Here is a 26016-nt window from a genome sequence, read left to right on the forward strand (position 1 = left end):
CCCTGAAACCAGGCATCACGATATTCAGGCAAGTTGGAGCTGTAGGAGCTGACGAGTGCAACGAGGCTGCGATCTTTCCCCTGACGCTTGAATCTCAAGCGAAAGATCAAAAGATCAAAAGATCGCAGCCTTCGGCAGCTCCTACAGGGCAATGAACAGCCTGCTGTTACTTACCAGGCACCAGGGTCAACCGCGTCTTGCCATAGCCCCGATCAAAATTCTGCGATTGCAACGGCAAGCTCTGGTACTGCCCCTTGATCCACGGATCGATGCCATTGGCATAGTTCGGGCTGACCGGGTTGCCGGACTGTCCGGCGCCGTCCTGGATCATCAATGGTTCAGGCTGGCCGAAGTCGACGATAAAGCGCATGGCTGGTGCCAGGGTGGTGTTGAAATCCTGCCCCCCTGCGAACGCTGCGGTGTTGAGCGTGCTGGCGTCGCCACCGGCCGGCAGCGGGCCGCGTACGATGTGGCCGTTGCTGTTCTTCCACGCGTAGCGATGCAACTGGCCCCACTGCCAAGCCTTGTGGTCACCGCCCAACTGGCTTTCACCGGCGCTGATGGTGGCGGCCAGGCTGCGGGCGAGGATGACGGCCTTGTCTTCTTTCTGAGGTGTGCGCACATCGTCCCAGAACGGGCTGTCTTCACGCCCCAGCAGATGATCGGCCTGGGCCGAGTAGGACAATTGGCCGTTGGCAACCAGCGCCTGCCACGCCGGGCTGCTGTCCGGGCCCAGATCGTCGAGGAAAATCTGCTTCATGCTTTCCTGCAGGAACAGCTCATAGATCGCCGCGTCGGTGGAGGTCGGGCTGAGCCGGCCATCGAATGCCATCAAGCGGGTATAGGCCTCGTGGGCTTTGGCCCGGTCAGCCACCGGCAGGGCTTCGATCGCCTGTTTGAGCGGCTGGGCCATGCCCGGTGCCTCGAAAACTTTCTTGAGCTTGGCCGCGAAGGTCGTGCCCTGGTCGTATTGCATGGCGGTCAGGCTGCGGGTGTCGTGCTTGCCCGCGCCGGCCAGTTCGGCCATGCGTTCGCCACGCTCCGGTGCGGCCCAGGAGTTGGACAACTGCATGCCATAGCCGTGGGGAATGACCCGTTGGTTGGCCGTGCCAAGCCAGCCCTGGGCCGGGTCCTGATCGTAGGGGTGCAGCATGGGGTCGGCGTAACCGTCCCAATCGTAGCGACCGTCCCAGCCCGGCGACGGCAACAGGCCTTCGCCTTCACGGCGGTTTGGATAGCGACCGGTGACTTGCCAACCGATATGGCTGGCGTCGGCAAATACCAGGTTCACGGCCATGGCGCGGATTTCCCGGCTGGCGTCGGAGGCTTTCTCGACGTTCTGTGCCCGGGACAGGTCGAAGAAGGCATCCAGGGTCTTGTCGTCGCTGAAGCTTGGCGTCTGCAAGGCCAGGCCAAAGCCGTTGGTCATGGCCGGGCCCTGGGCGCTGTTGAGCAGCGGGCCGTGGCGGGTCTCGAACACCGCTTCACGAATCGGCCGCTGGCCTTTGATGAAATAGGTTTCGTTGCGCACGATTGCCGGCTGCCATTTGCCGTTGACTTCATAGGACAGGCTGTTGCCCTGGCGGCGAATTTTTTCCAGGAACAGGTCCTGGTTGTCCCCCAGTACGCTGGTCATGCTCCAGGCCACTTTGCCGTTGAACCCGGCCAGGATCATCGGGATGCCCGCCACGGAAATCCCGGCCGCCTGGTACTTGGGCGCGCGGATCTGTACGGGGCTCCACAGCCCCGGCATGCCCAGCGGCCCATGGCTGTCGCTGGCCAGCAGGCTTTTGCCGCTGCGGCTGCGTTGCGGCGCGATGGCCCAGTTACTCGAAGACGCAGCGCTCAAAAGGTTCAGCTCGGCCAACTGGCGGGTGGCCTTGCTGATCTCGTTCAGGCCTGGAATCTGGCCGTTGAGCCGCAAGCCCTGGAGTTTGTCGGCCTCCGCCACGGGCAGTGGTTCGTCTGGATAGGACGGGTTCAGCCAGGCGAGTTTGTCGTTGGTGACGGTCTGGGCCAGTACCAGGCTGGCGATTTCTTCCGGCAGGTTGGCCGACTGGCTGAAATTCAGCAGGCAGAACATCAGCGCCGAGTCTTCCGGTTTCCAGTATTCGGGTTTGTAACCGGTGGCGGCCAGGTCCGACGGCAACTTGTCGCGGTAGCGGAACAGGTAGGCGTTGACGCCGCGGGCATAGACTTCGAAGAAGCGCTTGAGTCGTGGCGAAGACGCCTTGTACAGCTCGTCGGCGTTTTTCTTCAGGTTGACGGCGCGCATGTAGCGGTCGACGTCCAGCCGTTCGGCGCCGGACATCTCTGCCAGCCGCCCCTGGGCCAGCAGGCGCAGGGTGACCATCTGGGTGATGCGATCGCTGGCGTGGACGTAGCCGAGGGTGAACAGGGCGTCATGGAAGCTGTTGCTTTCGATCAGCGGCATGCCCGTGGCATTGCGCCGGACCGAGACGTTCTGCGCCAGCCCCTTGAGCGGCTGCACGCCGGAAGTCGGCGGGACAGTGTCCTGGGCATTCCAGGTCTGGCATCCGCTCAAACCGAGCACACTGGCCACTGCGGCGGCAACGCCGAGCCGGGGAATAAGGGAAGTAGAGGCTGGCGAGGCCATGGCAAAGCTCCTGCGGGAGGGGGGTGGCACCAATAAAGGCGCTACGTTAGTGAGCAGGCGGGGGCCGCGCAAGCGGGGGCGAGGGTTATTTGTTGATTTGGCGATGAAACCCCGGTTTACGGGGGCAGCCTGCCCAAAGACTTGCTTGAAAGAAGCCCTGATGCTCAAAGTGGAGGGGGACCCAATGACTGAACAAGAGAAAACTGGCATGGAGCTACAACACAACGCAGCGCTGATCCTCATCGATCAACAGAAAGGCATCCTTCATCCCAGGCTCGGCCCTCGCAACAATCCCGAGGCAGAGCTGCGCATGCTGGAGCTACTGGCTTTATGGCGACACACGGCGCGACCGGTGATTCACGTCCACCACTTGTCCCGCTCGCCGGACTCGGTGTTCTGGCCGGGGCAGTCGGGCGTGGAGGTCCAGCCACGGTTCGAGCCGCTGGCGGGGGAATGGCTGGTGCAAAAACAGGTGCCGGATGCGTTCAGTGGCACGCGCCTGGAGGAAGACCTGCGCAGGGCGGGCGTCGGGCAACTGGTGATCGTCGGCGTGGCGACGCACAACTCGGTGGAGTCCACGGCGCGTACGGCCGGCAACCTGGGATTCGACACGTGGGTGGTCGAGGATGCCTGCTTTACCTTCGACAAGAGCGATTACTTCGGTAACGCCCGTTCGGCTGCCGAGGTGCATGCCATGTCCCTGGGCAACTTGCATGGCGAGTATGCGACGGTGGTGGGTGTGGAGCGGATTCTGCAGGCAGGCTGACAGACAGGTGCTGAATGTGCCGGCCTCATCGCGAGCAGGCTCGCTCCCACATTGATTCTGCGGCGATCAGTAAATATCGCTTCGGCGCAATCCTCCCTGTGGGAGCGGGCTTGCTCGCGATGAGGGAGTGTCAGGTTAGTCAATGTCAGCTGACCCACCGCATTCGCGAGCAAGCCCGCTCCCACACCGGTTCCGCGGCGACCGTTAGATATCGCTTCGGCGCATTTCCTTGTGGGAGCGAGCTTGCTCCGGGCGGCGATCCGACGATGACGGTCTAACAGGCGAAAAGCTTTTTCGCCCTGCCCCTCAAGCCCCGTGGCACTTCTTGAATTTCTTGCCATTGCCGCATGGGCAAGGATCGTTGCGGCCGACATCCTTCAGGGCGTTGCGCACCGGTTCCTGGTGGGCGTGGCCGCAGTTCGGACCGTGGACATGGCCGTGGTCATGATCGTGATCGTGATGATGGTCGTGATCGTGGTTGCAATCAGGGCCATGGACGTGGGGTTGTTGGGTCATCGTGGTTACTCCGCAATAAAATCGGCGGCGATTATCACGCCATTGCGTTCCAGGTGCACGTAGTCGGCGATGAATAATCCGGTTTCCAGCTCACCTTCCAGACGATAGGGGATCTGTTCCCGGGGTTTTTCCAGCAACTTCACCACATCCCGCACCTGCGGCCACAGGTTGGTGCGGATCGGCACTTTGAAATAGGCGCTGTGCCGGGGGCGCACGGTGAACCAGTGTTCATGCTCACCTTCGGTCAGCAACAGGTCGCCCAGGTGGATGCGGTAGGTCAGGCCGCGAACGGTCAGGTCGCTGTCGCCGGGGTTGTCGACGCGAAAGTGCAGCGTGAATTTCTGCTCCAGCAGTCGGGCCCGCACCACCTCGACCTTGACCAGATGCACCTGTGGTTCAGGCGCTTGCTCACCTCGCCAGGACGCGCAGCCGCCGAGCCCGACGAGCAGCAGGCAGGTGATGCGTAGCAAGAATGATGGAGCGGTCATGTCCGTGCCTCTGGTTTACCCCCAGTCTAGCCCTCTGGGCCGATGGATGAGCGTCGGACATTGGCGAAATCAACGATTGAAGTAGCCGGCGCAGCACTTCTTGAATTTATGCCCGCTGCCGCACGGACAGCCGTCGTTGCGGCCCGTCTTGACCGGCACCGTTGGGTCGATGAAGTACCAGCGCCCGGTGTTCTGCACGAACGAGGACTGTTCACGGTGGCTATGCTCGCCCTGGCCGTCGTGCCAGCGTGCCGTGAACGTGACAAAGGCGTGTTCCGGTTGACCGCCGAACACTTCGCTGCTTTCTACGTCCAGCCCCAACCACGTGCTGTTGGCGCTCCATTCGCTGATCGACTGACGATCAAGGCCTTGCTGCTGGGCGGGCAGGGTGGTGGCGACCAGATAATCCACCAGGCCCAGCACATAGGCGCTATAGCGCGAGCGCATCAAGGCTTCGGCGCAGGGCGCCGGGTGACCGTCGTGGTAGTGGCCGCAGCAGGCGTCCAGTGAGTTGCCACTGCCGCAGGGGCAAATGGGTGTGTGCGGGCTTGTGTTCACGGTTACCACCAATATTTTCCAAAATTTTCCGGGTTGGCCCAAAAGCGCGAGTTGAGCCAGTCGGGGACTTGTTTGTATTCAAGCAGATCGTAGGTGAACAGGGTCAACACCTGATCTTCGCGCTGGAATCGTTCGCTGGCTTGCAGGGCCAGGGAAAAAAAGTCCGTCTCTTGCCAGCCGCAGGCGTTGAGGTCTGCCAGCACGGCGATGCGGCTTGCGTTCAGATTGCGAATGCCGCCCAACAGGTTCAGACCGTCGCGCTTGGGCAAATGCTCCAGGCAATCGAGCGCCAGGGCCAGGTCAAAACGCCGCGCCGCCACGTCCGCCGGCAGCGCGCCGGGGCCGGCGTGGATCACTTCGGTGTCGGGGTGGGCCTGCTGGAATGCTTCGAGTGCGGGGAAGCCGCTGGCACCGATCAGCAGCAGTGTTTGTGGGGCATAACGGTCAAGCACGGCCGCCAGGGCTTGTTGGGGCGTACGCGAAGAAATGGCAACGGTCATCGAAGTTCCTCAGTCAGAACCACCACGATAGCCTGCCCGGACATCGTGGCCTAGAGCGGTTTGTCCAAGAATGTGCGCAAACGTCGCAAACACGGGGCTAAAACCCGCGATTGCTCAGGCTGGCGCAGATTCGAAGACGGGTCTTTACTCCCCTGAATCGGCGCAAGGCCGATCTCTCAAGGAGAAACCCGATGAGCATAGTTCGGACAGCGTTACCCCTGGTTCTGCTAACCAGTGTGTTGACTGGTTGTGCAGGTTTGCAGAAAACCGACTGGCCGACCTGTGCAGCAGTCGGCGGTGCGATCGGTGCGGGATTAGGCGCCATAGAAAGTACTTCTTGGGCGGGCGGCGGCGCGCTGTACGTTGGCGGCATGGCGGCAGCTTATTGCTGGGTGCACGGCGATGGCGACGAAGATGGCGATGGCGTGCCGGACAGCCGCGACAAGTGCCCGGGCACACCGAAGGGCGTGCAGGTCGATGCTGACGGCTGCCCGCCACCTGTCCCAGCGCCAGTGGTTGAAGAGGCCGTGGTGGTCAAGGAAGAAACCATCGTGATCCGCGATGTGCACTTTGAGTTCAACAAAGCCACGCTGACCCCGGCCGACAAGGATGTGCTGAGCACGGTCGCCACCCGGCTGAAACAGGAAACGTCCACCGCGCAACTGCGGGTCACCGGCCATACCGACAGTGTCGGCAGCGATGCCTATAACCAACGGTTGTCGGAGAAACGGGCCAACTCGGTGGTGCAATACCTGGTCGAAAACGGCGTACCGCGTGCCAGTTTTGTCTCGGTGTCCGGTGCCGGAGAGAGCCAGCCGGTGGCCGATAACAAGACCGCCGACGGCCGCGCGATGAACCGTCGCACGGAAATCAGGATAAACCGCTGAAACCCTTGCCATTCGCGGCTTGTAGAGTTGCGGATGCGGGTCTTTACTCCTGTGTGACCGGTATGGGCCGGTGACACAGGAGCCTTCACCATGAACGTTCTAATCAGGGCCGCCTTACCGGTACTGCTGGCGAGCAGTCTGTTGTCCGGCTGCGCCACTCACAGCGACGGTAGCGCACCTCTCAACCAACGCACCTGGCCAATCTGTAGCCTGATCGGCGGTCTCGTCGGTGGCGGGTTGGGCGCCATTGAAAGCAGCGGCTGGGCCGCCGGTGGCGCCGCGTTGGGGCTACTGGGCGGTGGCTTGATCTGCTACGCCCAGGATGGCGATGAAGATGACGACGGTGTGTTCGACCGCCGCGACCGTTGTCCCGATACCCCGGCCAATACCCCTGTCGAACATCACGGCTGTCCGATGCCGCAATACCCGGCCAGCGCGCCACCGGTCGAACCGCAGGCCCCGGCTAGCGAGGTCATCACCCTCAACGACGCCGGCAAGGTGCTGTTCGATTTCGACAAGTCCGATCTCACCGCAGAAGCTCGCAGCCAGCTCGATGGGCTGATGAGCAAACTCGGCCATGCCAATGTCGCCAGCATCCGGGTGGTGGGCCACACCGACGGTGTCGGCAGTGATGCCTATAACCAGGGGCTGTCCGAGCGTCGGGCCAGCAGCGTCGTGGAGTATTTGCTGGCGCAGGGGCTGGCCCCCGACAAACTCACCAGCGAAGGCAAAGGCGAAAGCGAGCCGGTGGCCGACAATGAGACCGACGAAGGGCGGGCGCAGAACCGTCGGGTTGAACTGCATATCCAGCGTTGAAGCACGGGCCAGGGCTGCCGGGTCGTCGGTAAGGCGATCCGGGGCTCGGGTCAGATTAAATTTGCCTGGCCCTCTGGCTTATCCTGCGCGCAAGCCGTTACTGTGCGCGCAAAGAATAATTCCCGATCAGGGGGGCGTATGAAGGTGTTTTGGGGGCTGGGGCGCTTGCTGACCCTGCTGTTCTGGCTGGTGGTGCTGGTCAATCTGGTCGTGCCGTTCGTCCATCCGCTGCACCTGCTGGTCAATGTCGCTGGCGCGTTTTTGCTGGTGGTCCATCTGCTGGAACTGCTGTTGTTCAGGGCCCGTTTCCGTGGCCGCCCCGCGCCTGGCCGTGATCGCCTCAGAGTGCTGCTGTTCGGCATCTTCCACCTGCAAACCCTCCCGACCGCGCCAGAGGCTTCCCATGCGTAAATTGTGTCTGCTCGCCGCACTCGTATGCCCGTGGGCTTCGGCCCAGGTGGTCCAGGTAGAAAGCCATTCGTTGATGCGCCTGCCCAACACCACCGGCACCCTGGTCCTTGAGCGACTGGACGTGGCCGACTACGGCACGCTGCTGGTGCCTTCCAATGTCACTGAACTGACCATCGACCAATTGCACCTGGGGCGTGAGGCGCGGATCGCCATCGTGCCGGCGCAGCAGGTATTGGAAATGAAAGTGGCCCAGGCTGAGCTGGCCGAGGGCAGCCAGATCACTGCACGCGGCGCACCGGGTACCTACACCAAGGCGGCGCGGCGGGGGCGTGATCTCAACCTGCAGTTCAAGGCGTTGAATGCGCCGCTGTTGTCGGTGGATGCCCGCGGTGGTGCCGGTGCGCCGGGTTTCGTCGGTCTTGACGGTGCCAACGGCCAGGCGCCGGGCTGCACCTGGGGTTCGGCCGGTCGCGGGGCCGACGGCAGCAATGGCAGCGATGGCCAGCCGGGCGCGGCCGGTGCTCTGGTACGCCTTGAACTGCCCAACGCCTATCCTGCCGAGCAGATCAAAGTGACGGTGGATGGCGGTGCGGGTGGCACGGCGGGTCCTGGTGGCAAGCCTGGGGCGGGGGGCAAGGCCAAGGGCTGCCTGGTCTATACCGCCGACGGCGGCAAAAGCGGCCGTCCGGGCGCCGATGGCCAGCCAGGGCCTGCCGGAGCGGCGGGGACGGTGACGGTGCAGCGGTTCTGAACGTATGACGAACCTAATGTGGGAGCGGGCTTGCTCGCGAAGAGGGCGTGTCAGGTTAATCAGCATTGACTGACCCACCGCCTTCGCGAGCAAGCCCGCTCCCACAGGTTCTGTGTGATGCCGCCGATTTTTTCAGAACATCGGCCGCGCCGCGCCAATCGCTACCACCAGCAACCCGATCAACAGGTTGATCCCCACCAGCCTGCGAATCTTCCCCAGCACCGCCGCACCCGCCGGCCAGTCCTGCGCCGTCACGGCGTTACGCAATGTCGGCAGTTGCAGGCCCTGGATGCGGATAAACAGCGCCGTCATCACCACATACAACCCCATCATCACTTGCACATACCGCGGCGCGGTTTCGAAACCGGCGAAGCGCATATGGATCAGGCCTACACCGCTGATCGGTAAAAGCACCACCGCGACCCAGACCCAGACAAAAAAACGCTGAAACACTTCTACCCACAACTTGAGCCGGGCAGGGCCCTCAAGCGCCGTCATTGCGGCGGGGCGCAGGATCATCCAGGCGAAGAACATGCCGCCGACCCAGACCAGGGCCGCCAGTAAATGCAGGGTGTAGACGAGGGCAAAGGGTGTCATTGGGTTACTCCGTTCTGCGCAGGATTCATTAGCGGGGTATGATAGCCGCCGATCCGAACCACTGAAAATTTATCCAGCGTTTTTTGCGCCCGACCATTCATGATCAGCACCGAACTCAAAACCACGATCCAGGGCGCCTATTCGCGTTTTCTCGAAGCCAAGAGCCTCAAGCCGCGATATGGCCAGCGCCTGATGATTGCCGAAGTGGCAAAAGTCCTGGGTGACATCGACACCGACGACGAAGGCCGGCGCAGTGGCGAGCCCGCCATCGTGGCGGTGGAGGCCGGCACCGGTACCGGCAAGACCGTGGCCTACAGCCTGGCGGCGATTCCCACGGCCAAGGCCGCTGGCAAACGCCTGGTGATCGCCACGGCCACCGTCGCCCTGCAGGAGCAGATCGTCTACAAGGACCTGCCCGACCTGATGCGCAACAGCGGCCTGAACTTCACGTTCGCGCTGGCCAAGGGCCGTGGGCGCTACATGTGCCTGTCCAAGCTCGACATGTTGCTCCAGGAAGGCCACGCGCAGACCGCCACGGCTCAGCTTTTCGAAGAAGAAGGCTTCAAGATCGAAGTCGATGAGGCCAGCCAGAAGCTGTTCACCAGCATGATCGAGAAGCTGGCCGGCAATAAATGGGACGGCGACCGCGACAGCTGGTCCACGGCCCTGGAAGACGCCGACTGGTCCCGCCTGACGACCGACCATAGCCAGTGCACCAACCGCCATTGCCCGAACTTCGGCCAGTGCGCCTTCTACAAGGCCCGCGAAGGCATGGGCAAGGTCGACGTCATCGTCACCAACCACGACATGGTCCTGGCTGACCTGGCCCTGGGCGGCGGTGCGGTGCTGCCGGACCCGCGCGACACGATCTACGTGTTCGACGAAGGCCACCACCTGCCGGACAAGGCCATCGGGCATTTCGCCCATTACACCCGGCTGCGCTCCACCGCCGACTGGCTGGAAACCACCGCCAAGAACCTCACCAAACTGTTGGCCCAGCATCCATTGCCGGGTGACCTGGGCAAGTTCATCGAGCAAGTGCCGGAGCTGGCGCGGGAAATCAAGACGAACCAGCAGTTCATGTTCACCGCTTGCGAGCAAGTGGCCGACTTCAAGCCCGGCGAAGACGTCGAGGGCCGCGAGCGGCCACGCCACCGGTTTGTCGGCGGGGTGATCCCCGAGCACATGCGCGAAATGGGCGTAGAGCTCAAGAAAGGTTTCGCACGCCTGACCGATCTGTTCACGCGCCTGACCGACCTGCTCAAGGAAGGCATGGATGGTGAGGTCAACATCGGTATCGCCAGCAACCAGGCCGAAGAGTGGTACCCGCTGTTCGGTAGCCTGTTGTCCCGCTCACAAGGCAATTGGGAACTGTGGACGGCCTTCACCGCCGAGGACCCGGAAGACAACCCGCCAATGGCGCGGTGGCTGACCCTGGCCGAAAGCGGTTCGCTGTTCGATATCGAGGTCAATGCCAGCCCGATCCTGGCGGCGGAAATGCTGCGTCGCAACCTGTGGAACGTGGCCTACGGCGCGCTGGTAACCTCCGCCACGCTGACCGCCCTGGGCACGTTCGACCGTTTCCGCATGCGCGCCGGCCTGCCGAAGAAAGCCGTGACCGCCGTGGTCCCGAGCCCCTTCCATCACGCCGATGCTGGCGTGCTGCGGGTGCCGGACCTCAAGGCCGACCCGCGTGACGCTGCCGCTCACACCGCCGCGATCATCCGCGACCTGCCAGAACTGGTGGAAGGCTCACGGGGCACCCTGGTGCTGTTTTCCTCGCGCAAACAGATGCAGGACGTGTTCGACGGCCTTGACCGTGACTGGCGCAAGCAGGTGTTCATCCAGGGCAACCTGTCGAAGCAGGAAACCCTGAACAAACACAAGGCGCGGGTCGATGGCGGCGATTCCAGCGTGCTGTTCGGCCTGGCGAGTTTTGCCGAAGGCGTGGACTTGCCGGGTGCCTATTGCGAGCACGTGGTGATCGCCAAGATTCCGTTCTCGGTCCCCGATGACCCGGTGGAAGCCGCGCTGGCCGAGTGGATCGAAGCCCGAGGCGGCAACCCGTTCATGGAAATCTCCGTACCGGACGCTTCGCTGAAGCTGGTCCAGGCGTGTGGCAGGTTGCTGCGCACCGAAGAAGACCGCGGCACCATCACCTTGCTCGACCGCAGGCTGGTAACCCAGCGCTATGGCAAGGCGATCCTCAACGCGCTGCCGCCGTTTCGGCGGGAGATTTCCTGAGGCTGCTGCAACTTCACGGTGAGGCAATGTATTTGTGGGAGCAAGGCTTGCCCGCGATGAAGGTACCTCGGTCTCAGAAAGACCTCACAGACCTCATCGCGGGCAAGCCTTGCTCCCACAGGTTCTTCTTGCCACGGGGGCATGCTTAGCCAGCCGTCTTGCGACGGTTCCCAAAAACCTGAATGGCTGAAACAATGCCAGCCACCTTAAAAGTGTTTGTTTCAAGGGAGTTACGGGTGCAGATTCAAGGCCATTATGAACTTCAGTTCGAGGCGGTGCGTGAAGCGTTCGCGGCGCTGTTCGATAATCCCCAGGAGCGCGGCGCGGCGTTGTGCATCCAGGTGGGGGGTCGCACGGTGATCGATCTGTGGGCCGGTACCGCCGACAAGGATGGCCATGAAGCCTGGCACAGCGACACCATCGCCAACCTGTTTTCCTGCACCAAGACCTTCACCGCCGTCACCGCCCTGCAACTGGTGGCCGAAGGCAAGTTGCAGCTGGATGCCCCGGTAGCCCGCTATTGGCCCGAGTTTGCTGCCGCCGGCAAGCAATCCATTACCCTGCGCCAGTTGCTCTGCCATCAGGCCGGGTTGCCGGCGCTACGTGAATTACTGCCGCCCGAAGCGCTTTATGACTGGCAAGCCATGGTCGATGCCCTGGCGGCAGAAACACCCTGGTGGACGCCGGGTGAGGGCCACGGTTATGCCGCGATCACCTATGGCTGGCTGATCGGCGAGCTGTTGCGCAGGGTCGATGGGCGCGGTCCGGGGGAGTCCATCGTGGCCCGTATTGCCAAGCCGTTGGGCCTGGATTTTCACGTTGGCCTGGCCGACGAGGAGTTTCATCGCGTGGCCCACATCGCCCGTGGCAAAGGCAACGTCGGCGATGCCGCGGCCCAACGCCTGCTGCAGGTGACGATGCGCGAGCCGACGGCCATGACCACCCGGGCCTTTACCAATCCGCCGTCGATCATGACCAGTACCAACAAGCCGGAATGGCGGCGCATGCAGCAACCGGCGGCCAACGGCCACGGTAACGCCCGCAGCCTGGCCGGGTTCTATGCGGGGCTGCTGGACGGCAGCCTGCTGGAAGGTGAAATGCTCGACGAACTGACTCGCCAGCACAGCTTCGGCGAGGACAAGACGTTGTTGACCCAGACCCGTTTCGGCCTGGGTTGCATGCTCGACCAGCCGGATGTGCCGAATGCGACCTACGGCCTCGGCCCACGGGCGTTCGGTCATCCGGGGGCCGGGGGCTCCATGGGGTTTGCCGACCCGGAACATGATGTGGCTTTTGGCTTCGTGACCAACACGCTCGGGCCTTACGTATTGATGGACCCGCGCGCGCAGAACCTTGCGAGGGTACTTGCCACTTGTCTATAAAGCGCCATTGAAGGCGGCGGGCACCGGAACCTCGTGTCCTTTTCAGTTTCCAAACGTCTGTTTATACGGCCAAAACATGGCCTTTGTTTTTCCATTTACATCATTTTGTGGATATCCAATGTCATCGAATAAAACCCTCGCTCTGGCGCTGTGCTTCGCTATTACCGGTTGCGCACAAACCCCACAAAATGATGCCGAGGGCGGCGGTAGCTGGTGGTCGTTCGGCTCTTCCGACAAGGTCGTGGCCAAGGAAACGGCGCCAGCGGCGCCTCTGAAACCGGCCGCCGTCGCCCCGCGAGCCAAGGCCGAGAGCACCACGAGCGGGTGGTGGCCGTTCTCTTCCGATGACGCTGCCGACGTCGCGAAGAAAGAAACCGTCAAGCCTCAAGACAAGCCCGAAGCCAAGGCACCGGCCGTTGCCAAGGCCGAAGCCGAAAGCAACGGCAAGTGGTGGTGGCCGTTTGGCGGCAAGGATCAGGAAACCGCCAAGGCGGTGCCGATGCCCGATCCGAAAGTCACCCAGGCCTGGCTCGACGACTACGAGCCGAAGCTGCGCACCGCCATCAAGGACAGCAAGCTCCAACTCGAGCGCCGCGACAATGTGCTGGTGGTCACCGCGCCGGTCGACGGCTCCTTCAACCCGGACCGCCCAGCCATGCTGCTGCCCGTGACCCTCGGCCCGTTCACCCGTGTGGCGAAGATCCTTGAAGCCGACCCGAAGACCGCCGTGCTGATCCTCGGCCACGCCGACACCTCGGGCGCCGCACCCGCGAACCTGAAACTCAGCCAGGAGCGTGCCCAGTCCGTGGCAGCGATTTTCCGTCTCAGCGGCCTGCAACGTGATCGCCTGATGCTGCGCGGCATGGGCGCAGTGGCGCCACGTGCGGCCAACGACAGTGTGGAAGGTCGTGCCTTGAACCGTCGTGTGGAACTGCTGGTCACGCCGGCCAACACCATGGTTGCGCTGCTGAGCAAATACAACATGCCGGCACCTGCGCCAGTGACGCTGGTGGCGGCCCAGGACGTGAAACCCGCGGCCCCGGCCCCAGCGCCTGCGGCTAAAAAAGCCGTGACCCCGACCAGCAAAAAAGCACCGGCCAAAAAAGCCGTGGCCAAGGCGCCTGCCAAGAAAGCCCCAGCCAAGGCCTCTACTGCGGCGAAGAAAACCCAACCGGCCAAAGCCGCCACCAATACCAAGAAAGTTGCGGCCGCCGACACCCCCAAGCAGTGATGGGCTAACCACAAGGAATGCGCCATGACCCAACCGCTGGCTGATATGCGCCGCGACTACACCCGCGATGGCTTGACCGAGGCGCAAGCCCCGGCCGAGCCGTTTGCACTGTTCCACCACTGGTTCGCCGACGCGGTGAAAACCGAGCAGGCGCCGGTGGAGGCCAACGCCATGACCCTGGCGACGGTGGATGCAGAAGGGCGCCCGCACTGCCGGATCCTGCTGCTCAAGGGGTTGGATGCCCTGGGCTTCACGTTCTTCACCAACTACGACAGCGCCAAGGGCCAGCAACTGGCCGCGAATCCATTTGCGGCCATGACGTTTTTCTGGCCAGCCCTGGAGCGCCAGGTGCGGATCGAGGGCAAAGTGGTGAAGGTCACGGCGCAGGAGTCGGACGCCTATTACCAGGTTCGCCCGCTGGGCAGCCGTCTCGGCGCCTGGGCTTCACCCCAGAGCCGAGTGATTTCGGGGCGCTCTGAGCTGGACGACTTGCTCAAGGCCACCGAACAACGCTTCAGCGACAGCCAACCGCACTGCCCGGAGCATTGGGGTGGTTATCGTTTGCTGCCCGAGCGCATCGAGTTCTGGCAGGGTCGTCCGAGCCGCCTGCACGATCGCCTCAACTACCGCCTGCAAGGGGCGAACTGGACGCGCGAGCGTCTGGCGCCTTAGTGTCGGGGTAACCTGCCGCAGCGGTTTTAAGCCATTGCGGCAAGTCCCGACGCTTGACTCCTTGTTCCTGGGCACGGGCCAATTGTTGCAGCATGTAGGTCTTTTTCTGCTCATCCTGCCCCGCCAGGGACAGCGCCAGATCGCGGTCCATCCAGCGTTTGATTCGTACGTACAGCCACCAGTGGAAGTACAAACCGGCCACGGTGACCGCGACGATGATGAAATAATCCATGAAAAATCCCCGGGTTGATGACGCAGGTTTCGGAAATTGGCGCTACTGTTTGGTGAATTTTTCGGGTGCGCCTGTATCCCACCTGAATGAAAACAATTTTATCCCGGCGAGGCCGTGACAGGCGTCAAGCTGCGGAGTTTAATGAATCCCTGTCTTTTGGAGTTTGATGCTATGCGTAAGTCTGTTTTGCTGGTTGCTTCCTTTTCCACGATGGCGATGTTGCTCACTGGCTGTCAGTCGAGCCTGACCGGTGACTCCTACTCCCGTGACGAAGCGCGTCGCGTGCAGACGATTCGCATGGGGACCATCGAGTCCTTGCGTCCGGTCAAGATCGAAGGCACCAAGACCCCCATCGGCGGTGCGGCTGGTGCGGTGGTCGGTGGTGTTGGCGGCAGCGCCATCGGCGGTGGCCGTGGCAGTATTGTCGCCGCTGTGATTGGCGCGGTAGCTGGTGGCCTGATTGGTTCTGCTACTGAAGAAGGTTTGACCCGTACCCAGGGTGTGGAAATCACCGTGCGTGAAGATGACGGTAGCATGCGTGCCTATGTGCAGCAGGTTCAGGAGAACGAGGTATTCCGTGTGGGTGAGCGGGTTCGTATTTCCACTGTGGATGGTACGAGTCGCGTATCGCACTAAGCTTGAGTCGGTAAGAGAAAACGGCGCTTATTCCGGGAATGGAAAGCGCCGTTTTCTTTTGGGGTTGGATTGGGTTGGATTGGATTGGGTACATATCCGTTGCTGCGGTAACGGCCACTTAGGGTTCCGCCCTGACGGCGGCTCACTTTTGAAAAGCGCAAAAGTAAGCAAAACGCTCTTGCCCCACCACTCGGTGCCTCGCCTAGGCTCGGCATGCCTGAACGAAGGCCTTGCTCCGTGGGCCCGCCGCGAAGGGCCATCCATGGCCCAGCGCGGCTACCTCGGCATCCATGCCGAGGTGCCCACTGCGCAAGGCCTTCGTTCAGCCATCGTGGTTAACGGGGCGCCCCAGATCAAAAACAGAACCGAGGCGGCCTAATAGCCGACCTGGTTCTGGGTGGGACCGCGTTTCTCCTGTGGGAGCGGGCTCCGGGTGCACACGAATAGGGCGCCTGCTGAAGATCCAATGTGGGAGCGAGCTCGCTCGCGATGGCGGTGGTTCAGTCACATGGATGCTGGGCTTGCTGACCTCATCGCGAGCAAGCTCGCTCCCACAGGAGGTCTGTGTTGGATATGAATTTTGTGTCCGCTGAAGATTGAATGTGGGAGCGAGCTTGCTCGCGATGGCGGTGGTTCAGTCACATGGATGTTGGATTTGCTGGCCTCATCGCGAGCAAGCCCGCTCCCACAGGGGGGCTGTGTTGGATATGAATTTTGTGTCCGCTGAAGATTGAATGTGGGAGCGAGCTTGCTCGCGATGGCGGTGGTTCAGTCACATGGATGCTGGGCTTGCTGGCATCATCGCGAGCAAGCTCGCTCCCACAGGAGAAACACGTTCACCCAAAACCAGGTCGGCTACTAGGCCGCCTCGTGGTGGACGTTGATCTCGGCGCCCCGTTAACCACGATGGCCGAACGCAGGCATTGTGGAGTGGGTATCCCGGCATGGATGCCGGGATAGCCGCGCTGGGCCATGGATGGCCCTTCGCGGCGGCCCACGGAGCAATGCAGGAGTGAGGGCATGCCGAGCCTAAGCGAGGCACCGAGTGGTGGGGCAGAAGCGTTTTGCTTACTTTTGCGCTTTTCAAAAGTGAGCCGCCGTAAGGGCGGAACCTTAAGCAGCCGTTACCGCAGCAACGGATATGCACACCCCTCCTGGCAGCCAGGAATCAGCTTGGCAATGCAGGCTGCTTGCGACTGGCCGCCGCCGTCACCGCATAACCGAGCAACGCCGCCAGGATCGAACCCGTGAGAATCCCCATCCGGTCCATGCCGGCGTAATCACTCACACCCGGCTCGAACGCGAGGGACCCAACGAACAGGCTCATGGTGAACCCGATACCGCACAGAATCGCCACACCCAATACCTGGCCCCAATTGGCGCCAGCGGGCAGGCTGGCGATGCCGATCTTCACGGCCAGCCAGGTCAGGCCGAAGACGCCGATGGTCTTGCCCAGCAGCAGGCCAATGGCGATGCCCATCGGCACGTCATGGGTGAAACTCTCGACAGTGATGCCACTCAGGGACAGGCCGGCATTGGCGAAGGCGAACAGCGGCAGAATGCCGTAGGCCACCCAGGGATGCAGGGCATGCTCCAGGGTTAGCAGTGGCGAAGTCTCGGCGTTTTTCGTGCGCAGCGGGATGCAGAACGCCAGAGTCACCCCGGCCAGCGTGGCATGGACACCGCTCTTGAGTACGCAGACCCAGAGGATCAGGCCAATGACCATATAGGGCCCGAGCTTGACCACACCCATCCGGTTCATCGCCACCAGCGCAGTGATGCAGGCGGCTGCCAGCATGAGCGACAAGGTCGACAGGGCGCCGGAGTAAAAAATCGCGATGATGATAATGGCGCCCAGGTCGTCGATGATCGCCAGGGTCATCAGGAACAGCTTGAGCGACACCGGCACCCGTTTGCCGAGCAAGGCCAGCACGCCGAGGGCGAATGCGATGTCGGTGGCCGTCGGAATCGCCCAGCCAGCGAGGGCGGCCGGATTGTCGCGGTTGAGGAACCAGTAGATCAGGGCCGGTACCACCATGCCGCCGATCGCTGCTGCGCCCGGCAGGACGATTTGCGAAGGTTTCGACAGTTGCCCATCGAGGACCTCACGCTTGACCTCGAGGCCGATGAGCAGGAAGAACATCGCCATCAGGCCGTCGTTGATCCACAGCAGCAAGGGTTTGGCGATCTTCAATGCGCCGACCTGGGCGACCACCGGCGTGTCCAGCAGGCCGTTGTACAGCCAGGAAAGGGGCGAGTTATTGATGGCCAGGGCCAACACGGCGGCGGCGATCAGCAGCAGGCCGCTGGCAGCCTCCAGTTGGAAAAAACGTGTCAGAGAATTGCGTAGAGCCACGATCGCTCTCCATTCATTGAATCAAAAAGATGGCACACCCTAACCCGTACTGTTAGTTGTTAAAACAAAAGTTATATTCTTTTTTGTTATATGTCGTTACAACGCCAGCGCCACGCAGTCGGGCAGTTATGGGCCATATTGGACCTTAGCTGTACCTGTGCGCGATGTAGGTTTTTTCCTAAGCTTGCGACTGGTTTTTCCGAGACCACGTTGCGCCTGCATGACCACCAGGTTTCCCTGCGTCGAACCGAGCCAGTGAGAAAACACCATGAACGACCACCGCCAGTGGGCGCGCGAAGCGATTCGCATCATCGAGGCTGACTTCCAGCGCAGCGCCGATACCCACCTGATTCCGCTGCCGCTGCCTGGCCTGCCGGGCATCGAACTGTATTTCAAGGATGAATCCAGCCATCCCACCGGCAGCCTCAAGCATCGGCTGGCGCGTTCGCTGTTTCTCTATGCGTTGTGTAATGGCTGGCTCAAGCCCGGTGCGCCGGTGATCGAGGCCTCCAGCGGCTCGACAGCGATTTCCGAGGCCTATTTCGCCAGGTTGCTGGGCCTGCCGTTCATTGCGGTGATGCCGGCGACCACCTCCCGGGAAAAAATCGCACAGATCGCTTTCTATGGCGGCCAGAGCCACCTGGTGGACGATCCTACGCAGATCTACGCCGAATCCGAGCGCCTGGCCCACGAGCATGATGGGCACTTCATCGACCAATTCACCTATGCCGAGCGCGCCACGGACTGGCGGGCCAATAACAACATTGCCGAATCGATCTTCCAGCAGATGCGCTTCGAGCGGCACCCGGAGCCGAGCTGGTTGATTTCAAGCCCCGGCACCGGCGGCACCACCGCCACCCTGGGGCGCTACGTCCGTTACCGCCAGCACGGCACCCGCGTGCTGTGTGCCGACGCCGAGCGTTCAGTGTTCTTCGACTATTACCGCAGCGGCGATGCCAGCCTGCGCCTGGATTGCGGTTCACGCATCGAGGGTATCGGCCGGCCACGGGTCGAGGCGTCGTTCTTGCCGAAAGTCATCGATGCGATGGTCAAGGTCCCGGACGCCTTGTCATTGGCGGCCATGCATTACCTGGCCCAGCGCTTGGGACGACGGGTCGGCGGGTCCAGCGGCACCAATCTGATCGGCGCCCTCATGGCGGCCCGGCAGATGGTGGATGCGGGTGAGTCGGGGTCGATCGTGGCGATTTTGTGCGACGGTGGCGAGCGCTACGCCACGACCTATTACGACCCGGCGTGGCTCAAGGCCCAGGGGTATGAGTTGAGTGAGCTGATGGACATCGTGGCGGCCAGTGTGGAGCGGGGCGAGGTGCTGCCTGAGAGTGTGTTGCGGGCCAATATCTGAATCACTGAGGTCCCTTGTGGGAGCGAGCTTGCTCGCGATAGCGGTGGATCAGTCAACATCTGTGTTGAATGCCAGGCCGCCATCGCGAGCAAGCTCGCTCCCACAGGGTCATGCTGTCTACTTAGGCTGAGTCATTGGCCCTTCAGGCCTCGAGGCCGAGGATATCCCGCGCCACCGCCTCGGCAATCCGGATTCCGTCCACGCCCGCCGACAGGATCCCGCCCGCGTAACCGGCGCCTTCACCGGCCGGGAAAAGGCCCTTGACGTTCAGGCTCTGCAGCGATTCGTTGCGGGTAATGCGCAGGGGCGATGAGGTGCGGGTTTCGATGCCGGTCAGCACGGCGTCGTGCAGCGAGTAACCGCGAATCTGTTTCTCGAACGCCGGCAGGGCTTCGCGGATCGCTTCGATGGCGAAGTCCGGCAGGGCCAGGGCCAAGTCGCCCAGGGACACCCCTGGCTTGTAGGAAGGTTCGACGCTGCCCAGTGCCGTAGACGGCTTGCCGGCGATGAAATCACCCACCAGTTGCGCCGGGGCTTCGTAGTTGCTGCCGCCGAGCACGAAGGCGTGGGACTCCAGGCGTTCTTGCAGCTCGATCCCGGCCAGCGGGCCACCCGGATAATCCACTTCCGGCGTAATGCCGACGACAATGCCGGAGTTGGCGTTGCGCTCATTGCGCGAATACTGGCTCATGCCGTTGGTCACGACGCGGTTCGGCTCGGACGTCGCCGCCACCACGGTGCCGCCCGGGCACATGCAGAAGCTGTACACCGACCGGCCATTCTTGGCGTGGTGCACCAGTTTGTAATCGGCGGCGCCGAGTTTCGGATGGCCGGCGTACTTGCCCAGGCGTGCGCTGTCGATCAGCGATTGCGGGTGTTCGATACGGAAACCCACCGAGAACGGCTTGGCTTCCATGTACACGCCGCGGCTGTGGAGCATGCGGAAGGTGTCCCGGGCGCTGTGGCCCAGGGCCAGGATCACATGTTTCGAATGAATCTGTTCGCCGCTGGCCAGTTCGACGCCGACCAGTTGGCCGTCCTCGATCAGCACATCGGTAACCCGCTGCTGGAAGCGCACTTCGCCACCCAGGGCGCGAATCTGCTCACGCATGGTTTCCACCACGCCGGTCAGACGGAACGTGCCGATGTGCGGCTTGCTGACGTAGAGGATTTCTTCCGGCGCCCCGGCCTTGACGAATTCGTGCAAAACCTTGCGGCCAAGGAATTTCGGATCCTTGATCTGGCTATAGAGCTTGCCGTCGGAAAACGTCCCTGCGCCGCCTTCACCGAACTGCACGTTGGATTCGGGGTTGAGCACGCTTTTGCGCCACAGGCCCCAGGTGTCCTTGGTGCGCTGGCGCACTTCCGGGCCACGCTCGAGGATGATTGGCTTGAAGCCCATCTGTGCCAGCAGCAGGGCGGCGAAGATCCCGCACGGGCCGAAGCCGACCACGATCGGCCGCTCGCTCAGGTCAGCCGGTGCCTGGCCCACCACTTTGTAGCCGACATCCGGCGCCTCGTTGACGTTACGGTCATCGGCGAACTTGCGCAGCAGGCTGGCTTCGTCGCGCACCGTCAGGTCGATGGTGTAGATGAAGCACAGTTCGGAGGATTTCTTGCGCGCGTCGTAGCTGCGCTTGAACAAGGTGAAGTCGAGCAGGTCATCGCTGGCGATGCCCAGGCGCTGCAGGATGGCAGGGCGCAGGTCTTCTTCGGGGTGGTCGATCGGCAGCTTGAGTTCGGTGATTCGTAACATGGTGGGATCCGGTTCGCGGGATGCACAACTGCACCAGGGCGTGAACCGGCGATTATAAGCCAAAAGCTGTGAATCAGTCGTTGCGCGCACCACCAAAGTAGGCGCAGCCACGCTGGACCTGACCGTTGACCCGCAATTCGGCGCTCATGTGTTGCACGCTGCCGGTGGTGCTGTCGACGCAGCGCTGGGCGGCCAGCCAGAGCTCGACCTTCTGGCCGTTGGCTTCGGTGCTGAGGTTGAAGCGGCCGTCGCCCAGTTGTTCTTCAAGGTAGGGCACCGCCAGCGTCGGTTGGCCTTCACGCTCAAGCACCATGCCCTTGCCGCTGGCCTTGAGGTTCCACTCCGGACCATGACCGGCGGCACGCAAGACCAGCAGTTTGAAATTGCCGTCATCGCAAGCGCTGCCCGAGCGTTCCAGGCGGTACAACTGCTCCAGGTCCAACTGGCTGTCGGTGCCGGCTGCTGCGCTGGAGACGATACGACCGCGCACATCGGCAAATAGCTTGCCTTGGTCATCGGCCAGGCTGGCGGCCTGTTGCAGCACGCTGGTGCCACCGCTGTCGTTGACGATGTAGCGGCGCTGTTCCTGGCACGGCTGGAACACCAGCTTGCCATCGGCCGCCGTGAGCTCGCCCTGCATGCGCGTCTGGCCGGCGTGGGAGGCACTCTGACGAGGGGCGTCGAGCAATTGGCAGCCGCTGAAGAGCGGCAGGAGGGCGACAAACAGCAGGGAGCGGGCGGCACGCATCATTGGGTCTCCAGACAAGTGCCGCCACGTTACTCAGACTGATCCCACATCACAACCCGTAGGAGCCGTGTAGGAGCTGTGTAGGAGCTGTCGAGTGCAACGAGGCTGCGATCTTTTCCCAGACACTTGCACCGCAAGCGAAAGATCAAAAGATCGCAGCCTGCGGCAGCTCCTACGGGTAGAGCGTCGGCTAGCCCACGTGAAAGGTCTGACCGGTTTGCAGGCCTTCGACACTCTTGGCGTAGGCCAATGCAACATCGATGGCCGGGACCGGTTTGTAGCCGCGAAAGTACGGGGCGTACTTGTCCATGGCTTCCAGCAATACGTTCGGGCTCACCGAGTTGACCCGCAAGCCCCGTGGCAACTCGATTGCCGCGGCGCGCACGAAACTGTCCAGGGCGCCATTGACCAGGGCCGCCGACGCACCACTCTTGATCGGATCGTGGCTGAGCACGCCAGTGGTGAAGGTGAAGGATGCACCGTCGTTGGCGAATTCGCGACCGATCAGCAGCAGGTTGACCTGGCCCATCAGCTTGTCTTTCAAACCCAGGGCAAAGCTGTCTTCGCTCATGTCGGCCAGGGGCGCAAAGGTGACATTGCCGGCGGCGCAGACCAGGGCATCAAAACGACCGGTCTTTGCGAACAGGGCGCGAATCGAGGCGCTGTCGCTGATATCCACCTGCAGGTCACCGCTGTGGCGGCCGATCCGAATGATCTCGTGGCGCGGCGACAGTTCGTTATCAATGGCCGAACCGATAGTGCCGTTGGCGCCGATCAACAGGATTTTCATGAGCTGTTCCTCAATGGGTTGAATGAGTTTTCAGTCTAGAGAGGTTCTTTCCATTGATAATCATGCTAATAGGAAACCTTTGGTTTTCATTTGGAAACAATCCAATGAGCGAAATGGATGACCTGGCGGCGTTTGCCGTGTTGATGGAGGCCGGCAGCTTCACCCAGGCGGCCCAGCAGTTAGGGTGCAGCAAGGGCCAGTTGTCCAAGCGCATCAGCCTGTTGGAGAGCCGGTTTTCGGTGCTGTTGCTGCAACGCACCACGCGGCGCTTGAGCCTTACGGCGGCAGGGGCGGCGTTGTTGCCCCAGGCCCAGGCGCTGTTGGTGCAGGTGGAACGGGCACGTCAGGCATTGGCGCGTTTGAAGGACGATATTTCTGGGCCGGTGCGTATGACGGTTCCGGTTTCGTTGGGTGAAACGTTCTTCGAGGGCTTGCTGATGGAGTTCGCTCGTACGTATCCCCACGTACAGATCGAACTGGAGCTCAACAACGGTTACCGTGACCTGACCCGCGATGGTTTCGACCTGGCGATCCGCTCCGACGCCGCTATCGATGAGCGGCTGGTGGCCCGGCCATTGCTGGCGTGGCACGAAATGACCTGCGCCAGTCCGGCCTACCTCGAACACTATGGCGAACCCGAGACGCCCCAGGCCCTGGCCGAACATCGCTGCTTGCTGAACAGCCACTACAGCGGTCGGGAAGAATGGCTTTACCACCAGCAACACGAGCTGCTGCGGGTCCGGGTGTCGGGACCGTTCGCCAGCAATCACTACAGCCTGCTGAAAAAAGCCGCCCTGGCCGGCGCCGGAATCGCCCGGCTGCCGTCGTATTTGCTGCATGAAGAGTTGGCCGATGGACGCCTGCACTGGCTGCTGCGCGACTACCAGACCCGGCGCATGCCGATGTACCTGGTGCACCCGTACCAGGGCGGCCTACCCAAGCGCACTCAGGTGCTCGCCGACTACTTGATCGACTGGTTCAAGCGCAGCGGCGAGGCGTTGGATCGGCTGCAGCGATAGCCCAGCCATTTGACACCATTGGACACCCCCTTGTGGGAGCGGGCTTGCTCGCGAAGGCGGTGGGTCAGCTTGCATAAATGCTGGATTTGCCGCCGCCTTCGCGAGCAAGCCCGCTCCCACAGGTGTCCCAGGGTCAGTCAGCGGGTGTAACGCTTGGCAATCAGGTGGTCGATGGACAGTACCCCCGGCCCACGGGCCATCAGGTAGAGCAATACCGCCGCCCAGGTGCCATGGGTCGGGTAGGCGTCCGGGTAGACGAACAGCTGGATGGTCACGGTCATGCCCAGCAAGGCCAGCGCTGAAAAGCGGGTAGCCAGGCCAAACAGGATCAGGACCGGGAACACATGCTCGGCAGAGGCCGCCAGGTACGCGGCCAGTTCCGGCGACAGCAGCGGCAGGGCGTATTCGCTTTTGAACAGGGGAATGGTCGAGTCCGCCAGCCGCGGCAGGCCGATCTGGAAAGTGCCGTCGAACAAGTCGATGGCCAGGCCTTCGATTTTGGTCTGGCCGGACTTCCAGAACACCGCGGCAATCGAGAAGCGCGCGATGAAGGAGATCAGGCTGTAGGGGATTTTCTCCAGCCATTGGATGGAACCGGCAATCAGGGCGTTCATGGGGATATCTCTTCAGCCAGGAGGTGAGTGATGGCCTGGTGGCGGATGAGCCCGGCCAGGGTGTGTTCGAGGTCGAGGTCGATCGAGGCTTCAATGGCCGCGGTCAGGGACACCCCCTGTTGCAGGGCCGTGATGAACCCATAGGCCGCGTGACTGATCGCAAACACTTCCACGTCGAGACCGTGGCGCAGCACCAAGGCGTTTTGCGCAGAGAACGCTTCGAATGGCACGGGCATCTGGTGCTGATGGGCGGCCCAGATCGTCACCACGGCGAAGGGCGATTGCAGCAGCCGTAGTGACGGGTGCAGACCGACCTTCAGGTGCCTTGTCTGTGTGGGGGACGACAGCGCCTCGACGATCTGTTCTGCGGCCATGGGCTCGGCGTCGGCGGCATGCCAGGCTTTCACGTGCAGTCGCTCCAGTCGGGCGACGTCCGCCAGGTACGGCACGCAGGCGGCGGGTTCGAAGCGTTCGATGAACCCGGCAAAATCATCCCCGTAGTCGCTCATCACCGGGCTTTGCGGTGGCGCCGACTGAACGTAGACCCCAGCCATGCCTCGGAAAAATTCCTCGCCCACCAGTTGCGCCACCACCGGGTAATTGTCGGCCAAGGCGTTGATCAATGAGCCGAGCACGTTGTTGCGGTATACCGCGAAGCGGCTCTGCGGGTCGGCGCCGTTGGCGCTGATCAGGCCGGGGGGACAAGCCTTGCGCGGGTCGAGCAGGGCGGCGGCGAATGTGCGCTGGCCGCTCATGGCCGGGCGCCGGCGGTGGCTAAAAGTTGATCGGCCTGGCGCGCCTCGGCCAGCAGTACCCCCCAGGGAGGGATGTGGTTGTCGCGCTCGATCAGCGTGGCTACCGGCCCGGTCCGCTCCAGTACCTGGAGATACAGTTGCCAGACCTCGTTGTCGATGGGCGCGCCGTGGTTGTCTATCAGCAGGCGTGCGCCGAGGCTGTCGGTGTCCTCGGCAAAGCCGGCCAGGTGAATTTCACCGGTCGCTTGCAGGGGCAGGGCGTCGAGGTAGGCCAATGGATCGCGGCAGTGGTTGACGCACGAAACGTAGACGTTGTTCACATCCAGCAGCAGGCCGCAGCCGGTGCGCCGGATCACTTCGCTGATGAAGTGTGGCTCGTCTAGGGTCGAGGCCTCGAACGCCAGGTAGGTGGCCGGGTTTTCCAGCAACAGCGTACGTTTGAGGCTCGACTGCACCTGGTCGACGTGTTCGCAGACCCGGTCGAGGGTCGCTTCGTCGTAGGCCAGGGGCAGCAGGTCATTGAGGAACACCGGGCCGTGGCTGGACCAGGCCAGGTGTTCGGAAAAGGATTGGGGCTGATAGCGTTCGACCAATGCGGCCAGGCGCTGTAAATGCGCAACATCCAGCGGCCCCTCCCCACCGATCGACAGGCCGACGCCGTGCAGCGACAGCGGGTACTGTTCGCGTATCCGCCCCAGGAAGTGATGAAGCGGCCCGCCGGCCACCATGTAGTTTTCCGCGTGCACCTCGAAAAAGCCCAGGTCCGGTCGGGTTTGGAGCACCTCACGAAAATGCTCGCTCTTGAGCCCCAACCCTGCCCTTGGCGGCAGCCGGCTATCAGTGGCGAGGGAGGGGGGATTCAACATGCTGGCGGGCCTCAGGCAGATGCGATCAGGACTTGGCTTTGAACGCTTCGAGCTGGCCGAAACCAGTCGGGGAGGTTTTGCTTTCCATGGTGGTGCAAGTGCCTTTGGGTACCGATTTCCAGGCGTTGCCCTGATAGTCCATTTTTGCCGTACCGGCGCAGGTGGTGCCGGCACCGGCGGCGCAGTCGTTCTTGCCTTTGAGGGCAACGCCGAAGCATTTTTCCATGGTGTCGTCGGCTGCGTGGACGGTCGAGACGGCTGTCATGCTCAGGGCGGAACCCAGGGCCAGGATCAGGGCGGTGGCGGACAGGGTGCGGGTCGAAGCAGTCATGATGATTCTCCAGTCATTCAGGGAAATGAACCGGCGTTAGCGCCGGTCTACTGAACTAGAGAGGGGAGATGGGAAAGCGTTACAGCGGGCGCATGATTTTTTTAGTGATCCTGG

At 62.4% G+C, this 26016-nt stretch carries 27 protein-coding genes; 12 read left to right on the plus strand and 15 right to left on the minus strand.

The annotated features are described in order from the left end of the window. Window positions 1–166 precede the first annotated feature (166 nt). Window positions 167–2617 carry a penicillin acylase family protein gene (locus B0E42_RS06155; RefSeq protein WP_077505983.1) on the minus strand — a complete coding sequence of 817 codons (2451 nt, stop codon included), beginning with the start codon at window positions 2615–2617 and terminating at the stop codon, window positions 167–169. Window positions 2618–2825: 208 nt separating this feature from the next. Here B0E42_RS06155 and B0E42_RS06160 point away from each other — a divergent pair, with 208 nt between their 5' ends. After that, window positions 2826–3383: a cysteine hydrolase family protein gene (locus B0E42_RS06160; protein ID WP_077506048.1), complete on the plus strand. Its 558-nt coding sequence runs from the start codon at window positions 2826–2828 to the stop codon at window positions 3381–3383. Between the two features lie 306 nt (window positions 3384–3689). Here B0E42_RS06160 and B0E42_RS06165 read toward each other — a convergent pair whose 3' ends face one another. From B0E42_RS06165 to B0E42_RS06180, 4 genes are all read right to left on the minus strand, one after another. After that, window positions 3690–3899, minus strand: coding sequence for an SEC-C metal-binding domain-containing protein (locus tag B0E42_RS06165; RefSeq protein ID WP_018607772.1), 210 nt, complete (start codon window positions 3897–3899; stop codon window positions 3690–3692). Between the two features lie 5 nt (window positions 3900–3904). Continuing rightward, complete coding sequence (locus B0E42_RS06170; protein WP_077505986.1) at window positions 3905–4387, minus strand: LEA type 2 family protein; 483 nt, start codon at window positions 4385–4387, stop codon at window positions 3905–3907. Between the two features lie 69 nt (window positions 4388–4456). Further along, window positions 4457–4945, minus strand: a complete 489-nt coding sequence (locus tag B0E42_RS06175) for a YchJ family protein (protein WP_024619899.1) — start codon at window positions 4943–4945, stop codon at window positions 4457–4459. 2 nt (window positions 4946–4947) lie between these two features. Further along, a complete protein-coding gene (locus B0E42_RS06180; RefSeq protein ID WP_053178336.1) occupies window positions 4948–5445 on the minus strand; it encodes a DUF6231 family protein in 498 nt (165 codons plus the stop codon). 191 nt (window positions 5446–5636) lie between these two features. Here B0E42_RS06180 and B0E42_RS06185 point away from each other — a divergent pair, with 191 nt between their 5' ends. The 4 genes from B0E42_RS06185 (at window position 5637) to B0E42_RS06200 (ending at window position 8310) form a co-directional block, all read left to right on the plus strand. Then, on the plus strand, window positions 5637–6332 hold the full coding sequence (locus B0E42_RS06185) for an OmpA family protein (protein ID WP_024619901.1): 696 nt from the start codon (window positions 5637–5639) through the stop codon (window positions 6330–6332). A 90-nt stretch (window positions 6333–6422) separates the two neighbouring features. Beyond that, on the plus strand, window positions 6423–7148 hold the full coding sequence (locus B0E42_RS06190; RefSeq protein ID WP_018607764.1) for an OmpA family protein: 726 nt from the start codon (window positions 6423–6425) through the stop codon (window positions 7146–7148). Window positions 7149–7286: 138 nt separating this feature from the next. Next, the gene (locus B0E42_RS06195) at window positions 7287–7559 is read left to right on the plus strand and encodes a DUF1145 domain-containing protein (RefSeq protein WP_077505988.1); all 273 of its coding nucleotides are present in this window, start codon (window positions 7287–7289) and stop codon (window positions 7557–7559) included. Then, window positions 7552–8310, plus strand: coding sequence for a collagen-like triple helix repeat-containing protein (locus B0E42_RS06200; RefSeq protein ID WP_077505990.1), 759 nt, complete (start codon window positions 7552–7554; stop codon window positions 8308–8310). The genes B0E42_RS06195 and B0E42_RS06200 overlap by 8 nt, the downstream gene beginning before the upstream one ends. Window positions 8311–8442: 132 nt before the next feature. On the opposite strand, the gene B0E42_RS06205 is transcribed toward B0E42_RS06200, so the two are convergent. Further along, a complete protein-coding gene (locus B0E42_RS06205; RefSeq protein ID WP_018610801.1) occupies window positions 8443–8907 on the minus strand; it encodes a CopD family protein in 465 nt (154 codons plus the stop codon). Window positions 8908–9006: 99 nt separating this feature from the next. Here B0E42_RS06205 and dinG point away from each other — a divergent pair, with 99 nt between their 5' ends. The 4 genes from dinG to pdxH all read left to right on the plus strand — a co-directional run bounded on the left by dinG (window position 9007) and on the right by pdxH (window position 14436). Beyond that, a complete protein-coding gene (dinG, locus tag B0E42_RS06210; protein ID WP_018610802.1) occupies window positions 9007–11151 on the plus strand; it encodes an ATP-dependent DNA helicase DinG in 2145 nt (714 codons plus the stop codon). 236 nt (window positions 11152–11387) lie between these two features. Then, window positions 11388–12533, plus strand: a complete 1146-nt coding sequence (locus B0E42_RS06215) for an EstA family serine hydrolase (protein WP_018610803.1) — start codon at window positions 11388–11390, stop codon at window positions 12531–12533. Between the two features lie 118 nt (window positions 12534–12651). Then, window positions 12652–13764, plus strand: coding sequence for an OmpA family protein (locus B0E42_RS06220; protein ID WP_077505992.1), 1113 nt, complete (start codon window positions 12652–12654; stop codon window positions 13762–13764). Window positions 13765–13788: 24 nt separating this feature from the next. Next, window positions 13789–14436, plus strand: a complete 648-nt coding sequence (pdxH, locus tag B0E42_RS06225; protein WP_018610805.1) for a pyridoxamine 5'-phosphate oxidase — start codon at window positions 13789–13791, stop codon at window positions 14434–14436. Here pdxH and B0E42_RS06230 read toward each other — a convergent pair. Next, the gene (locus B0E42_RS06230) at window positions 14384–14668 is read right to left on the minus strand and encodes a hypothetical protein (RefSeq protein WP_018610806.1); all 285 of its coding nucleotides are present in this window, start codon (window positions 14666–14668) and stop codon (window positions 14384–14386) included. The genes pdxH and B0E42_RS06230 overlap by 53 nt on opposite strands. Before the next feature lie 171 nt (window positions 14669–14839). On the opposite strand from B0E42_RS06230, the gene B0E42_RS06235 reads away from it, so the two are divergent. Then, window positions 14840–15304: a glycine zipper 2TM domain-containing protein gene (locus tag B0E42_RS06235; protein WP_003184697.1), complete on the plus strand. Its 465-nt coding sequence runs from the start codon at window positions 14840–14842 to the stop codon at window positions 15302–15304. Window positions 15305–16472: 1168 nt separating this feature from the next. Here B0E42_RS06235 and nhaA read toward each other — a convergent pair. Continuing rightward, complete coding sequence (gene nhaA / locus B0E42_RS06245; RefSeq protein WP_018610807.1) at window positions 16473–17660, minus strand: Na+/H+ antiporter NhaA; 1188 nt, start codon at window positions 17658–17660, stop codon at window positions 16473–16475. Between the two features lie 268 nt (window positions 17661–17928). Between nhaA and B0E42_RS06250 the strand changes: the two genes are divergently transcribed. After that, on the plus strand, window positions 17929–19023 hold the full coding sequence (locus B0E42_RS06250; protein WP_077505996.1) for a PLP-dependent cysteine synthase family protein: 1095 nt from the start codon (window positions 17929–17931) through the stop codon (window positions 19021–19023). 142 nt (window positions 19024–19165) lie between these two features. Here B0E42_RS06250 and B0E42_RS06255 read toward each other — a convergent pair whose 3' ends face one another. From B0E42_RS06255 to B0E42_RS06265, 3 genes are all read right to left on the minus strand, one after another. Then, window positions 19166–20779: an NAD(P)/FAD-dependent oxidoreductase gene (locus B0E42_RS06255; protein ID WP_018610809.1), complete on the minus strand. Its 1614-nt coding sequence runs from the start codon at window positions 20777–20779 to the stop codon at window positions 19166–19168. Between the two features lie 73 nt (window positions 20780–20852). Next, the gene (locus B0E42_RS06260) at window positions 20853–21527 is read right to left on the minus strand and encodes a COG3650 family protein (protein ID WP_053178394.1); all 675 of its coding nucleotides are present in this window, start codon (window positions 21525–21527) and stop codon (window positions 20853–20855) included. Window positions 21528–21717: 190 nt separating this feature from the next. After that, entirely contained in the window at window positions 21718–22317 is a 600-nt protein-coding gene (locus B0E42_RS06265; protein ID WP_077505998.1) for a short chain dehydrogenase, read from the minus strand. Window positions 22318–22421: 104 nt separating this feature from the next. Between B0E42_RS06265 and B0E42_RS06270 the strand changes: the two genes are divergently transcribed. Continuing rightward, window positions 22422–23336: a LysR family transcriptional regulator gene (locus B0E42_RS06270; protein WP_018610812.1), complete on the plus strand. Its 915-nt coding sequence runs from the start codon at window positions 22422–22424 to the stop codon at window positions 23334–23336. A gap of 137 nt (window positions 23337–23473) precedes the next feature. On the opposite strand, the gene B0E42_RS06275 is transcribed toward B0E42_RS06270, so the two are convergent. The 4 genes from B0E42_RS06275 to B0E42_RS06290 are packed head-to-tail and all read right to left on the minus strand — an operon-like array spanning window position 23474 to window position 25902. Further along, window positions 23474–23950: a DoxX family protein gene (locus B0E42_RS06275; protein ID WP_077506000.1), complete on the minus strand. Its 477-nt coding sequence runs from the start codon at window positions 23948–23950 to the stop codon at window positions 23474–23476. Beyond that, complete coding sequence (locus B0E42_RS06280) at window positions 23947–24705, minus strand: DUF2063 domain-containing protein (protein ID WP_077506002.1); 759 nt, start codon at window positions 24703–24705, stop codon at window positions 23947–23949. Before B0E42_RS06280 ends, B0E42_RS06275 begins: the two co-directional genes overlap by 4 nt. Further along, window positions 24702–25571 carry a DUF692 domain-containing protein gene (locus B0E42_RS06285; RefSeq protein WP_053178344.1) on the minus strand — a complete coding sequence of 290 codons (870 nt, stop codon included), beginning with the start codon at window positions 25569–25571 and terminating at the stop codon, window positions 24702–24704. Before B0E42_RS06285 ends, B0E42_RS06280 begins: the two co-directional genes overlap by 4 nt. A 25-nt stretch (window positions 25572–25596) precedes the next feature. Beyond that, a complete protein-coding gene (locus B0E42_RS06290) occupies window positions 25597–25902 on the minus strand; it encodes a DUF2282 domain-containing protein (protein ID WP_014336888.1) in 306 nt (101 codons plus the stop codon). Window positions 25903–26016 lie beyond the last annotated feature (114 nt).

Origin of the sequence: Pseudomonas sp. A25(2017) (assembly GCF_002001065.1) — a bacterium.
In the GTDB taxonomy this organism is placed as follows: Bacteria; Pseudomonadota; Gammaproteobacteria; order Pseudomonadales; family Pseudomonadaceae; genus Aquipseudomonas; species Aquipseudomonas kilonensis.